This is a genomic window from Bacillus pumilus (assembly GCF_900186955.1).
In the GTDB taxonomy this organism is placed as follows: domain Bacteria; phylum Bacillota; class Bacilli; order Bacillales; family Bacillaceae; genus Bacillus; species Bacillus pumilus.
Window position 1 is genome coordinate 2,842,483 of record NZ_LT906438.1, and the last position, 12,846, is coordinate 2,855,328.

At 48.2% G+C, this 12,846-nt stretch carries 13 protein-coding genes; all 13 read right to left on the bottom strand.

The genetic code is table 11. The features are described 5' to 3' along the window. Nucleotides 1–11 precede the first annotated feature (11 nt). Nucleotides 12–563, bottom strand: a complete 552-nt coding sequence (locus CKW02_RS14830; RefSeq protein ID WP_034620086.1) for a hypothetical protein — start codon at nucleotides 561–563, stop codon at nucleotides 12–14. A gap of 92 nt (nucleotides 564–655) precedes the next feature. Then, on the bottom strand, nucleotides 656–895 hold the full coding sequence (locus CKW02_RS14835) for a phage holin (protein ID WP_034620087.1): 240 nt from the start codon (nucleotides 893–895) through the stop codon (nucleotides 656–658). Next, nucleotides 892–1,731: a peptidoglycan recognition protein family protein gene (locus CKW02_RS14840; protein WP_003212823.1), complete on the bottom strand. Its 840-nt coding sequence runs from the start codon at nucleotides 1,729–1,731 to the stop codon at nucleotides 892–894. Before CKW02_RS14840 ends, CKW02_RS14835 begins: the two co-directional genes overlap by 4 nt. 21 nt (nucleotides 1,732–1,752) lie before the next feature. Beyond that, nucleotides 1,753–2,019 carry a hemolysin XhlA family protein gene (locus tag CKW02_RS14845; protein ID WP_003213691.1) on the bottom strand — a complete coding sequence of 89 codons (267 nt, stop codon included), beginning with the start codon at nucleotides 2,017–2,019 and terminating at the stop codon, nucleotides 1,753–1,755. 30 nt (nucleotides 2,020–2,049) lie between these two features. Further along, a complete protein-coding gene (locus CKW02_RS14850; protein ID WP_003213019.1) occupies nucleotides 2,050–2,211 on the bottom strand; it encodes an XkdX family protein in 162 nt (53 codons plus the stop codon). After that, complete coding sequence (locus CKW02_RS14855; RefSeq protein WP_003212998.1) at nucleotides 2,211–2,498, bottom strand: YomQ N-terminal domain-containing protein; 288 nt, start codon at nucleotides 2,496–2,498, stop codon at nucleotides 2,211–2,213. Before CKW02_RS14855 ends, CKW02_RS14850 begins: the two co-directional genes overlap by 1 nt. An 11-nt stretch (nucleotides 2,499–2,509) precedes the next feature. Beyond that, nucleotides 2,510–3,949, bottom strand: coding sequence for a phage baseplate upper protein (locus CKW02_RS14860; protein ID WP_003212778.1), 1,440 nt, complete (start codon nucleotides 3,947–3,949; stop codon nucleotides 2,510–2,512). A gap of 14 nt (nucleotides 3,950–3,963) precedes the next feature. Next, a complete protein-coding gene (locus CKW02_RS14865) occupies nucleotides 3,964–5,844 on the bottom strand; it encodes a right-handed parallel beta-helix repeat-containing protein (RefSeq protein WP_003212731.1) in 1,881 nt (626 codons plus the stop codon). Between the two features lie 12 nt (nucleotides 5,845–5,856). Next, the gene (locus tag CKW02_RS14870) at nucleotides 5,857–7,248 is read right to left on the bottom strand and encodes a phage tail protein (protein WP_003213720.1); all 1,392 of its coding nucleotides are present in this window, start codon (nucleotides 7,246–7,248) and stop codon (nucleotides 5,857–5,859) included. Nucleotides 7,249–7,259: 11 nt separating this feature from the next. After that, nucleotides 7,260–8,687: a glucosaminidase domain-containing protein gene (locus CKW02_RS14875; protein WP_003213566.1), complete on the bottom strand. Its 1,428-nt coding sequence runs from the start codon at nucleotides 8,685–8,687 to the stop codon at nucleotides 7,260–7,262. Nucleotides 8,688–8,702: 15 nt separating this feature from the next. Continuing rightward, nucleotides 8,703–11,489 (bottom strand): phage tail tape measure protein, encoded by a 2,787-nt coding sequence (locus CKW02_RS14880; RefSeq protein ID WP_003213388.1) that lies wholly within the window; start codon nucleotides 11,487–11,489, stop codon nucleotides 8,703–8,705. Between the two features lie 336 nt (nucleotides 11,490–11,825). Beyond that, nucleotides 11,826–12,209, bottom strand: a complete 384-nt coding sequence (locus CKW02_RS14890) for a hypothetical protein (protein WP_003213152.1) — start codon at nucleotides 12,207–12,209, stop codon at nucleotides 11,826–11,828. Nucleotides 12,210–12,265: 56 nt separating this feature from the next. After that, nucleotides 12,266–12,808, bottom strand: a complete 543-nt coding sequence (locus CKW02_RS14895; RefSeq protein ID WP_003212975.1) for a hypothetical protein — start codon at nucleotides 12,806–12,808, stop codon at nucleotides 12,266–12,268. Nucleotides 12,809–12,846: the final 38 nt, after the last annotated feature.

Sequence of the window (12,846 nt, forward strand, 5' to 3'; positions counted from 1 at the left end):
GGGGCTTTTCGTTATTGATTAAATGTATATTCGCGCGTAAATGAAGACGTGTCAGAAACGTCCTTACCGGACATTTCGTAAATTTCCCACGATAAATTAACGCTAGTAACTTCGTTTGGTGACGTATTCGACATAGGCCATGCGTAAAAGAAGTCGAGCCTATCGCCTTTGTTCTTCAGCTTAGGCGTACCTTCTTCCGATACTTTGATTAATTCTTCCGGACCGAGTTCTTCACCTGTGTTTAACTTAATCGTTTCGGATGCCGGAAAGGCTTCGAAGGAAGAATGGCCGATATTTTCGATCGAACCTTTTATTGCGATATGGGCGCTTGACGGCGAAATAAGAATTCGATCAACTTTTATATTCAGCCCGTCGATATTATCCTCGTCATTAATTTCCGAACTATAGGCCCACAGATCGCTGTCCTCACGTAAGTTTTCATTTGCGTTGGTTTCTTCCGCTTGGACCTCTTCGTCTTTACTACTCGGCTGAGTATTCGACGAACACCCCGCAACTATCAGCAAGGCTATTACTATAGAAAAAAGTAGTCTAACACGCTTCATTTAACCACGACCTTTTTCTTTTAATTATACGTTATTGTTATGTAGAACGGCTACCTACGTTTTTATACGTAAGCAACCGCCGAAAGTTCCTCTTATTTCTTGCCGACCTCATCTAACGCTTTTCTTTCGCGCGCTTTCTTGGATACATCGTTATCTTTCCAGTACGCCAAAAGCGAAGTCGCCCCGAGGAACAACAGCGCAATAAAATCGGACACCGCCGCCTCGTCTACCGGAATCGTCTGCACGCCAAACATCGTTAGCCCGCTATTTACGAGAGCCAACGCAAGTAAAATAAATCGAGTCACCGTTCCTGCGCTAATATTCTTCTTCATACGCTATACCCCGCTTTCTTTAGTGCCGCCACTAATTTGGCGCGTGTTGCGGACCCGTAAATACCGTCGTTTGCGATGCCTGCCTGCGTCGACTGGAATCGCTTGACTGCGTTAGCCGTTTTCGGACCGTAGATGCCGTCGATGCCGTTATTCTTCGCCCCTTTGTCCGGGTAGAAATATACGGCTGCCAATGCGTTCTGAAGTTGCGTAACTGCCGTGCCGCGAGCACCTTGACGGATCACGCCGGTCGGTACCGCTAATTTTTTGGACGGCGCTTTTGGTTTAGTCGCTTTCACCGGCTTAGTCGCTGTGCCCGTTTTTGCAGGCGCTTTGGTTCCGTTTAGTGCTGCGAGCTCTTTCGCAATAGCCGATTTAACTGCGCCCCAACGACCTTCATCGAGCACACGATGCGGGCAGTGTTTTCCGCTCCAATCTTCGTGCTTTTTGACGCGATCGACGCCCCATCCGTGTTCTTTTAGAAGCTGCGCAATGAATTTAATCGCCAATGCTTCTGCCTTTTTATAGCGCTCGCCTCCGGATTTTGAATAGCACACCTCAACGCCGATTGACGTTCTGTTTCCGCTGTTTGGTCCGGAGCCATCTCCGCAGTGCCAAGCGTTTCTATTTACCGGTATCCCCTGACGAACCTCTACGTCATCTACTGCGAAGTGGTACGATACCTGATTGTTATTTCCGTTCATATACGAGATTTCATTTTTAGCTGGCGCATCGTTAGCTGTGTTATGGAACGTGATGTATTTCGCGTCCATCGCATTCGGACATTTAATTCCGTACTTACTCGGAGATACAAGATCCTGCGTCACTTTAATCGTCATACAATCGTCTCCCTTTTCGTTTTATTTAAAAAGCGCGAGACCTAGCGATAGCAACAAACCCACTACCGTAAGCATCACGCCCCAAACCCACTTCGTATTTGCGCGCATGTCTAAAATGTCTGCGCGGTTTTCTTTTGCGAGTGCCAACGCTTCATCCGCTTTCTCGTCCGCTTGGTCTGCTTTTGTTTTAACATCGTTGAAAAAGTCGACCTTAGTATCGATACGAACGAGCCACTCGCGAATGTCCGAAATCTTTTCGTTTAATTCGGTATTGCTCGGCTCCGCCATACATACGTCTCTCCTTCCAAAATAAAAAGCCTACGACTCTTCGGCCGGCGGCTTATCAGCTTCGTATTTATCTCCCGTAATTTCTTCGTATTGTTCCGGCGTGATCTTTTTCATAACGACCGCGGCTGCGACTTGCTCCTTCGTCCAATCCCCGTCCCCGTAAAACTTCTTGATGATCGAGAACCAGTTCATTAAATCACTCCCTTCATCATTAATGTGAAAACCAATTCCGCCTGCTGTTGACGTACAAGTTCGAGTTCAGACGGAGCCGCTTCCGGAAAGAGACTGTCGATATATTCCTGAGTAGCCCCTTCGAACCACTCTTCTTTATCCGGATTAAACGTCGCGATAAACAAACCATCCTGCGGCTTAGCTGACGTGAAGCCCTCCGGTACCTCTTCGCCATTCTCAACGTCGACGAGTATTTCTTCGGCTGGTTGCCACACGTAATTTTCATCGTATTTATATACGCGTATCATTAAAGCACCTCCTATACTTTCGCCGCCCTAAAACGGAAGCCAAACGTGATAAATTCGTTCGGATTAGCCGTATTAGAGCACGATTGAATACAAACCTTTCCGTCTGTTCCGATATACGTACGGTGGTATTGCGGAACATTCGTCGTTCCCACACTCGAAGCCACTCCGATAAAATGCATTGATTGAATCGGAAAGTAATCGGGTAGCAACGTGAATGCGGCGACGTTATTACCGAGTGCCCCGCCTGCAATTGAGCCGACGATTTCAACAACACCGAACGCGTCCTTCGTGTAGCGTACCGTGTGAGGAAATCCGTCCGGCGATACGTATTGCTTCCACCCGTTACCTAAAGACGGCGTTTCCCAAGTTGGGGTAGCATCTGCATCCGTTAGTATCCGACGCCATCCGCTCCATACGTTATTATTGAGATAATTCGTATAAACGTTATTGAAGTAATCTGTCGCGTACACCCATCCGAATGTTCCTTTACCATTTGTAGCATCGGTCATGTGGTAAAATCCCCTAAATGATCGGGTATTCGGTAAGTCGCGCGACCGGGCGATTGCGTAAAACGTGCCCTGCCCCAATCCGTTGTTGATTATGGACTCTAAAATGCTTCCGGATGTGTCTTTTAACGATATTAAGGGCAGGCCAGTATCTTCAGTGATTTTGCGCTGTTGAAAGTTAGCCATAAGATCCTTCGCCGTCTGCAATGCCTCGTCTACTTTTTGCTGCGCCCCCGACGTAGTTTCCTTCGAGTTCCATGTCGAGCGCTCTTCGTTAGTCACGTGCTTTATAGCATCGTTTGCGTGGGCGGTTACTTTTGCTTGCGCGCCGGCCGTCGTCTCCTTGGCGTCCCATTCCGCTTTCTTCTTCGCAGTGACATGGACATCCGAATTATTTGCGTGATCATCTACTTTTTCTTGCGCTCCAACCTTCGTTTCAACGTTGTCTAAATCTTCGAATTTTGCTTCGATTTCGGCGACGGTTGCTACTACATCGTCATAAAGATCGTTAATTTGACCCCGCAGCGTTTCAAAGTCATCGATGTAATATTCCGCAACGGGTACGATATTTTGATCGATAAGTGACTGCTCGATGCTGAATCCGAATTTATGAATGGATAGCGCTTGGCCGTTCGTGTAATAAAGAATCAATTCGGCTTTTACGTTTCCATAATGACGAATTTCATCCGCCGATAAAACGTACTCGGCCAGTCCTTCTGGCTTATTTACTAGTGTGATTGCTCGTATAAAACGGCTTCCATCCGCCATCGAAAGGACTAATTTACCTACGACCGCCGATAACGGTAAAGGAACGCCATCTTTCGTGAGCTTAAAGGATAGACGCGCCGTTTTTATATCTTGCGTGCTGAATTGTATGGCGGCATTGATAGGCCGCTTTGTTTGCGCATTGACGTCGAATGACAAAGCGCCATCTTTTGCTAACATCCGTTTTCCTCCCTTTAAATAACGTTCGCAGTCGAAGTGATTGGGTCGACGCTGTTGTCGTTATAGCTGTCGTCAAAGCCCGCACCTTTAACGTAATTTCCGTACGATGAAATTTGCGAGCATGTATTCGTCAGATAAATACCATGACGCATTCCTAGTCCGGTAATGTCGTTGAACGCGCACATAGACCGCGCAACGCCGGATAAGAAAATGATCCCGTCATAACCGTCGCTTTCGGTTGCTCGCGTTCCGACATCTACAAGCGTATTAAAAAAGACGCGTACTCTCCGTGAGTCCCCCGATACGGAGATTCCGGAAAAGCCGACGTCCTTTAACACATTATTCGCGACAGTAACGTTATTACAGCGCCCTTCCTCGATACGGATTCCGTTTCCCTTGACGCCCCGCAAAGTATTAGCCGTTGCAGAACCGTAAGTGCTTCGGGTTATCAGAATGCCGTGGTGACCTACGTTGTCGACTACGTTATTTGCAATCGTATAGTTGTAAACGTCGGAGATGTGTATTCCGTGGCGCGCAACAACACCATCTATTACGTTGCCGGAAATAACTACGTCGTCGATCGTCTGATAGTCTTTACGACCGTATACCTGAATCGCATGATTCTTCGTAATGTTGGTGATCGTGTTTTCTGTGATAACGTGGTGCTTCGTTTTATTGACGCGCCCCGTAGGATTTCCGTTTGCATCCTGCGTGTATTGCGTCGTGACTCTCGGAAGAAGAATACGAATACCGGAAGCGCAGTTGTTTATCTTGTTGCCGCTAATTCTCGTGTCGTACCATTTGTTGCCGCTGATTGCGTACTCTGTCGTGTCCTCAATGACGTTATCTAGGATTCGGATGACCGAATACCAAACACCGTCCGTACTCGTATGAGAATCGACGGCACGCGCCCAGCCGCCTAGCTTGCTTGAACGGCCGAAATAGTTGCCACGAATGACGATATTCCGTGTGACAGTTTGATCGTACGAACCGAACGCGCCGAAGTTTGCTGATGAACGCATTAAGTCGATCTGAATGGCCGCCGAGAACCATCGATCGCCTACGTAGTCAGCGTATCCCTTAAACTTAACGTTCTCGATCAAGACGTTCTGATTTCCAGCGCAGTCAAATGCGTGCCCTCCGCATACATCTAGTACGGTAATATCCCGGATGATAATTCCGTCAGCGTGCGCAAATCCAAACACGGAACATTGTTGTTTGATTACTGCGCCGTTGCTGTCGAAGGTGCCTCCGCCTTCAATCACGATATTTCCGTGCCCGTTATAGCCGCTGAAATTATCCGTTTCAAGTCCGTTGACTAGCATTGAACCGACGAAGTTTCTTTTGATAACTGCACCGCCCTGAACGATTAGTCGCGTGTTTCTGAAAATCCGAAGCGTTCGCGTTTGCGTATAGTTCCCAGGCGGAACCACAAGCGTAATGGGCGTTGACTTCGACAGGTCCAGCGCCGCTTGCATCGCGTCATCGAAGTTTCCGTATTTCTCTAAGTACGGACGCAACGAAACAAATACCGCCATATCTTCGATCTTTTTCATCAGCTTCGCGAAGTCATAGTCGAATCTGTCTTTCGCCGTCGGATGCGTAGATGCATCGAGTGCTACCCGCAGATCGACGACTTCTTTGACGTCTTCACCGTCGTGGTTAACGACTAGATTCGCAAAGCGAGCGTTTAAGTTATCTAGGCGATTAGCAGCCGTAAAAAGCCCGTGCTGAATTTGCTCGGACTTGTGTGCGGGCGATGCGTTTTTATGGGCATTTAGCTCGGCGGCCGCTTTCGTAAAGCCTTGCTCGATACTATCGAAGTTATCGTTCAAGTTATTACGAGCAATGCGGTCCCACGCCGACGCGATCCGCTTTAAAAATACGTTAGCCATTTAGTTCCTCCTTTATTTTGATTCTAGCGCGACCACTCTCGCAGTAAGCGCCGATAAATCCGATACAAGTTTATTAAGGTCCACGTTTGCTCCGGAAGAACTGACGATGATCTTCGATAGTTTTATAAAATCAGATGACGATATTAATCCGGCTTTAGATGAACTTGCCATGTCTACTTGCGGTTTGCCATCCGGACCGACTACGATACTTTGTAGCTTCTGAAAGTCGTTTGACGTCATCAATCCATTGGAAACCGCCGTCGCCGGTCCGTATTTCGGAATAGTTGTCGGGTCATAACCGTCGTCAAAGTTCGCATCGCTTCCGATACGTATTCCGGAACCTACCGATGTCCCTTTTACTTTTCCGGACGCATCAATCAACTTGGATACGCGCTTCTCAGTCTTCCGAAAGTTTTTCATGTCCGTTTTAATATCGCGTTTCAGCTTTCCGAATGTGTAAACTGGGGACTTATTCGGATCTGAATAGCGTTCAACTCCGACAACTTTGATCCGCTTGTTGATTCCGAACGGATCGATCATGCACCATACGTAGTCGCCTTTGCGGATGTCTTGGACGCCGAAATGTCGTAGCTCCGTATACGTCAGCGTCAAAGATAGCTCGATCGTATCCGTTAGTTCTTCTTGCAATCGAAGCTCTAGTTCATCTGCGTTTTTATCGGTGTAAGCATCATCGCGAATAGGTGCGGCGTGCTTGATTCCGTAGATTTCCGCAAGTGGACTCGTGTACTCAAGTTCAACCGCGTACGCCTTCGTCTTGTCGTTCTGTTTGCCGTATCCTCGGATGTACGTCTTTAACGAACTCGTATCGATCTCAACGGATTCGTCGCGGGCATTGAACTTATGCCGAATCTGATAATCGGTGTCGCGAGCCAATTCCTTCGCAATGACTACCTTTTTCCCCTCGATGGTATATTCCGCTTTGTATTTATCGAGTATATCTCGCAATAAATCGTTAGAGAATCCATCGCCGAAATCTTCGAGTTCAAACGTCGCGTCTAGGCCTTCCGGTGAGATGTCGGATGAGTAGCCCGATCCTTCGAGGGCGATCGCAACCATGTCGTCTACGGTCATCTTCTTTTTCTTTCCGGACTTACTATAAACATAGTTATCCGCTAGATCGATCAACGGTTTATAGACGCCGGATGCTTCGATCTTTATCGTTTTATTTGCCGTGACTGGACGCGTCTTCTTGATGACGTATTCCTCTCCGTCGCAAACGAAGATGTTTTCGTTCTCGATCAACCCGAATGAGTGATCGTTGTTTCTCGTACTCAAAACCGACACGTCAAGCGATTTCTCATTCTCAGCCGTTTCTCGTACCGTACAGTCGTAGTCAGTAAGCGCCTCGACTTCGCCTCTTACCGTTTTTATAAGTAGCTCCATCGCGCCACCTCCTAGAAATAATAGAATCGGAAATCGAATTTGATTTCGAATGATCCGCTCGTTCCCGACAACACAAATTCGTTCCACCCCGGCTCTAGTCGGATTGTCTGCCGGTTGGTATCTCCGAAAATACTTACGCCGTCTTTACGCGCCTTGACCCCGTCCAAAATAACCGTCTCTTTCGACGTCGTATCGCCCGTATATTGCCAAGCATCGCCGGTCGTTTTGTTCGTGATCTTTAACTTAGATGAGGCGCCTTTATACGAAATAACGAAAGGCAATCCCAACGGATCAATACGAATAGCCCCCGCATTGTAAATACGGAAGCTCTTTGTCTTATGTTTATAGACCGGAATAGTGTCCTCTAGGTTTTCACCGAACTGCCAAAGACTCGTGTCAAAAGTAAACGGGTCCTGCGTCGTACCGACCGATTCGCAGTAAGGAGATGCGCTTTCGAACGTTAGTGTAAAATCGGCCACGCTTCCGCTTCTCTCCGGATCAAAAGAATCGCTCAATTCGACTCGCCAACGTTTCTTCGGATTGCCCTCCGCGACTAGATAAAACTCGGATTCCTGATAAAGAGCGTTATATATTTCGTCGCGTAACAAGTAGAAGTCGGCGGCGTCTTCAGCATACATCGTGCAGTCGGCTGTGATACGGCGATTTCCAAAATCTTTGCCTGTGCGATAAGATCCGTTTTTTCCCGGGATATTTTCGTAGGTAATATTCGGAGCCGGCGCAGATACGACTAGACTACGTACTAAAACAGATAGGTCTCGTGCCATGTCGATAATAGTTCCATTGCGGTATTGAATACGGAAGTTTGCATCCGAACGTGGAATCGCTGAAGAGCGCCCGAAAACAATATCCGGCGAGAATGCATCTTCATTAAATTTTTCGTCTACGTCAACAACGGATGGTTCCGGTTTTGGCTTCGCTGGCTTATCTACGTCGGTGCTTGTGTCTGTCGTCTTCTTCGTGTCGTACTTCGTTAGGTTATGCGTCGCGATAATGTTGTTCAATTTCGTCGCGTACGCTGGGTCCGTTGCATATCCGGCACTAACGAGAGCCTTCGTTGCTTTCCGGTAGTTCGTCTGTCCGACGACGGCTTTGTAGTGATTCGGGTTCCAGCTCGTTCCGTTAATGTATAGCTTCGCGAGGTCCTGCATCGATTCGTACCAAGACGGATACTTACGGAAGTCAGCGTAAACTTGCACGTTTCTTCCATTGTACACTTCCCACGTCAACATCCGAATAGAAGAGCCTTTGTACGAACCTTTTACGCCAAACAAGTTCTTACCTTTCGTGGCCAATCCCGAATTTCCGTAGCCGGATTCTAGGCAGCCCTGCGCAATGACAAGCGACGCGAGTATGTTGTAATTCCGGTATATTTTCTGCGCGTCCGGCGCTATCGCTTTGATGAAACTAGCGTTGCTCAACCGCTCACCTCCTCCCTAATAACTGCTTCGATCTATTTCGTCCATCTGCCGTCTACTTACGTGTGGCTCGACGATACGACCGACCACTTCGCCTTCCATAACTACCGATAGCCCCTTAAGTGACTCGACAGCATTTGCGAGGTTTGAAAGGCCCGCTTGCATTTGCGGGCTATAGCCGCCTACTGACGCAACCCGAGCCGTATGACCAGCGTCTAGCATCCGGAATAAGTTCGATTGTTGTGCTTCCGTCAAGACCATTTCATTTCGTAGAGCGCGAATATCAACTTCGTGACTCATTGGACGGTCGATAAACTTCGAAGCCATTCCGCCTGAATGCAACTTGCCGGCCGGTTTGCCGACGATGCCTCCGACGTGGTAAGTACCTTCGTTTCCACGCCCACGGCTGACGGCTCGTTCCGTTTTACGTGTGACATCCGTTGTGATGATCGTTATGCGCTTACTGAGGTCCTTGCTGAGTTCCGCATTCATGACCGATGCTTGGCCGGTTATCTCAACGACTTTGCTCCTTGTTTGCTCTAATTGCGTAATTTCCTTTTCAATTGCGGCAAGTGATTTGCGATATTCAGCCGTCTTTTTATCGGCCGCTGTCGTATTGTTAATAAGTTTCCATCGTGCTTCATTAAGTTTTCCGAGTTCTTTATCTAGCACCGCGACTCCTTGGCCCTTTTTAGCTGTTAGGCCCACTTGTCGCAATTCTAAATCTATCAATTTTTGATTGACCTGAGTTAACTTGCCGATCTCCTTCTGTGTTTCAGCGAGACTTGCCTGTTTCTTTTGAAGTATCTCGGTACTTTTTATTAGCTCGTTCCTCTTTGTATCTAGAATCTGCTTTTCCTGTGCGAGTGTTACCTGATGCATCTGCGCTTCCGCTTGATTTCCATTCTTTTTAGCCTCGGCGATCTTTCTTTCAATACTTTCTACTGTAGCTAGTTGGTTAGTAACGGCCTGCTCTTTCTCAGCTCTCTTGCTAGCCTCTGAGTTTATTTCCTGCTTTAATTGCTTCTCTTTTTGAAGATGCCCCTCCATGTTGCGCTCAGAGATCGTCTTTTGCTTTTCGAGTTCCAAGCGCAATTCTTCCGCTTTCTCCGCACTCAAACGTTTCATCGCTTCGGTATTCTTCGCGATCGCATTGCCCTGCGCCGAGAAGGCCGCTTCTGTTTCCGGAGACTTCTTGATAATCTGATCGTTCAACTGTAAGAACCGGTCGAACTCCTCATTCGTAAGTCCCGAGCTCTTACGGAGGCCGTCTTGTTCTGCGTTTAGTTTCTTAATCGCAGCCGAATCTTTTTCGTTAGCCAGCGCGTCCTTGTTGTCTAAGTAGCGTAGTAATTCATCGTTCGTCAGTTTCATTTTCGCCTGCAAGCCGTCGTACTCTTTGATCGTCTTGTTTATGCCGTCGACTTCCTTTTGCTTCGCGTTTGCCGCTTCGAGGCTGACGGTATTCATCGCTTTATAGCCGGCAGAAACGCCGACCAATAAACCGCCAAGCAACGAAAGACCCGTTATGATCCATCCGGCTGGCCCCATTGCCGCGAATAATCCACGCAATGCAAAGCCGAGTTTGACTGCCGAAGCAGCCGTAAGTGCGATTGCCGCCGAAGTGCCCGCCATTGCGAGACCCGTCGCTACGACGCTCGGGTTGACCTTACTAAATAAGTCGACTAACTTCGTCCCGTGGTCGACGATAGACCGTAGGTGCGGTAAGAACTCGTTTCCAAGTTTGATACCTACGCCTTCGAGTGCTGACGTAAATTTCTCGAATGCGCCGTATAGGTTATCCATCTGCACATCCGCGACACTTTGCGCTGTTCCGGCTGATTCTTCTAGCGACTTCGTATACGATTTAAGGCTCTTTTCTCCGGTCGCTAATAACGCCGCAAACCCCGACGCTGCTTCTGTTCCGACGAGCGACGCTATTGCAGCCGTCTTCTGCGCCTGACCTAAGTGGCCGAGCTTTTCGTTTAAGTGGCCGATGATTTCCGGTAGGGGCTTCATCTTACCCGAAGCGTCTTGTACTTCGATGCCGTACGCCTTAGTTGCCTTCGCGGCACGCCCGATTGGGTTAGCAAGCCGTAACATGCCCGCCCGTAATGCCGTACCGGCCATCGAACCTTGAATACCGGCGTCAGACATTTTCGCAACTGCGGCCGCCGTTTCCTCGAACGTAAATCCGAGCGACGTCGCAACTGGTGCTACGTACTTCATTGCGTCTCCGAGTTGTAATAGATCGGTGTTCGCACTGGTCATCGTTTTAACTAGAACGTCAACCGCGTACGTTGAATCTTCCGACGCGATTCCGAAGCCCGTCATGATATTCGACACGATGTCCGCCGACGTTCCCATGTCCACCGAAGCAGCAGCCGCCATGTTTAATACAGCCGGTAACGAGCCGATCTGATCTTTAACGCTGAAGCCCGCCATCGCTAAGTATTGGAGTCCTTGCGCTGCCTCTGTCGCCGTAAACTTCGTCGATTCTCCGAGATCCATAGCAACTTTTCGAAGGGCTTCGAAGTCCTGTCCGGTAGCGCCCGAAATCGACTGAACTTTCGACATTGCTTGCTCGAAGTCAGCCGCAGTTTTAACTGATACGCCGATGCCCGCGACTACTGCGCCCCCTACCGCTAGGGCTGCCGTCTGAACGATTCCCATTTGCGTGCTTAACGACTTGGCTGAATTGCTCATCTGATTCATTTGACTTTCCGCCTGAGAGACACCGGCGCTGAATTGACTCGATTCTAGCGATAAGCGAGCGACAATTTCTCCTACTGTAGTACCTGACATTCGATTTCCTCCTTTCCTCCGTTATTTAAGAGAGGCTCCGCAATTGCTCGAACTTATCTCGGTCGAAATCGTCACGTTCCACATAGCCGGCTTGTTTTCGAAGGTCTTTTAACATGCGTTGATAATCCTCGTCTTCCATAGCGCGCCCTTCAGTGCCGACGAGTGTCGATATCATAGAAAGCCGTTCAATCGCGTTAGACTTCGTCTTTGCACGTAGGAATTTCGGAATATCGACCATGTAGTAATCGTTTTCGATCTGTCGCTGAGTGACCCCGAGCAATACCGCCGCATCTATTAAGTAGTCATCGATTGTGTACTCGCCTTCATCCGGATACTTTACTCTGTCGGTGCTTTCGGAAGAAGGCTTTTCAGGTTTTTTGCTACGGATTGCAAACGGTTCTTTTCAACTACCGCGATTAGAAAATCGATGATTTCGTCGGTCCCGACATTTTCGAGAATGTAGTCTTCGTCAAGACCGGAAAGAACCGAGACAATTTTAGCGACTTCATCCATTGCCAACTTAGCCGCCGCAACTAATGTAGAAGCGAAGTCGTCCTGTCCGCTTGTGCTTAAAACCGTGATAAATAAGTGCGGTAGACGATCGACCACCTCGAATAGCGCCTTCCATTTGACCGGCGTCAACTTTGGAATTTGTACCGTTTTATCGCCGAGTGTAAGTTCGCTTGATACCTTTTTCGTACCGATACCAAATAAGCTCATTGCGCAACCTCCTTTCTAAATAAAAAGACACCGCCGCTAAGCGATGCCTTCCGTTGTTATTCCGCTGATTCGTCGCCCATAACGTATAAAAGGCCGTCGTTGTCTGTGTCCGGATAGGCTTTAAACGTCAGATTCGCGATACGCTCATCGTCTGAGTTATATGTGTACTCCGGATCTGACATAGCTCCCGCAAGTGGAACCGTGATGTAGTCATTTGGAGTCGTACCAGGAGCCGTCGGTTTAATGACTAGCGGTTTAGCCGCCGAAAGCATATCAAAGCCTGCTTTTCCTGATACCTCCAACTTCATTTTTTCGGGATTCGTATTATCCTTAATTAGCTTACTATTAGGCATCGCTGCCGCTAACTTTTCTAAATCGTGAAGCGCGAAAGGCACTGTAACTTCAGCATTACGACCTTTTATTGTCGACTTAACCGGAGTGTCTCCGTACTGATCGACAGTTGTATCTTGAATTGATGTCTCCACCTTAAAGACGATACCGCCTTTCGTAATGCCGAACGAGACCATATCAGCACCCTCGCCATATTCGACGATCGCCGGACCGATAGGAACGTTAATTCCTCTAATTCCTGCTGCCATCTATTTTCCTCCTTTTATATTTGCGCAAAAGAAAAAGC

What these genes read in the sequence shown, in the direction of transcription:
- CKW02_RS14830 (WP_034620086.1), bottom strand. Translation starts at nt 563, where the DNA reads ATGAAGCGTGTTAGACTACTTTTTTCTATAGTAATAGCCTTGCTGATA.
- CKW02_RS14835 (WP_034620087.1), bottom strand. Translation starts at nt 895, where the DNA reads ATGAAGAAGAATATTAGCGCAGGAACGGTGACTCGATTTATTTTACTT.
- CKW02_RS14840 (WP_003212823.1), bottom strand. Translation starts at nt 1,731, where the DNA reads ATGACGATTAAAGTGACGCAGGATCTTGTATCTCCGAGTAAGTACGGA.
- CKW02_RS14845 (WP_003213691.1), bottom strand. Translation starts at nt 2,019, where the DNA reads ATGGCGGAGCCGAGCAATACCGAATTAAACGAAAAGATTTCGGACATT.
- CKW02_RS14850 (WP_003213019.1), bottom strand. Translation starts at nt 2,211, where the DNA reads ATGAACTGGTTCTCGATCATCAAGAAGTTTTACGGGGACGGGGATTGG.
- CKW02_RS14855 (WP_003212998.1), bottom strand. Translation starts at nt 2,498, where the DNA reads ATGATACGCGTATATAAATACGATGAAAATTACGTGTGGCAACCAGCC.
- CKW02_RS14860 (WP_003212778.1), bottom strand. Translation starts at nt 3,949, where the DNA reads ATGTTAGCAAAAGATGGCGCTTTGTCATTCGACGTCAATGCGCAAACA.
- CKW02_RS14865 (WP_003212731.1), bottom strand. Translation starts at nt 5,844, where the DNA reads ATGGCTAACGTATTTTTAAAGCGGATCGCGTCGGCGTGGGACCGCATT.
- CKW02_RS14870 (WP_003213720.1), bottom strand. Translation starts at nt 7,248, where the DNA reads ATGGAGCTACTTATAAAAACGGTAAGAGGCGAAGTCGAGGCGCTTACT.
- CKW02_RS14880 (WP_003213388.1), bottom strand. Translation starts at nt 11,489, where the DNA reads ATGTCAGGTACTACAGTAGGAGAAATTGTCGCTCGCTTATCGCTAGAA.
- CKW02_RS14890 (WP_003213152.1), bottom strand. Translation starts at nt 12,209, where the DNA reads ATGAGCTTATTTGGTATCGGTACGAAAAAGGTATCAAGCGAACTTACA.
- CKW02_RS14895 (WP_003212975.1), bottom strand. Translation starts at nt 12,808, where the DNA reads ATGGCAGCAGGAATTAGAGGAATTAACGTTCCTATCGGTCCGGCGATC.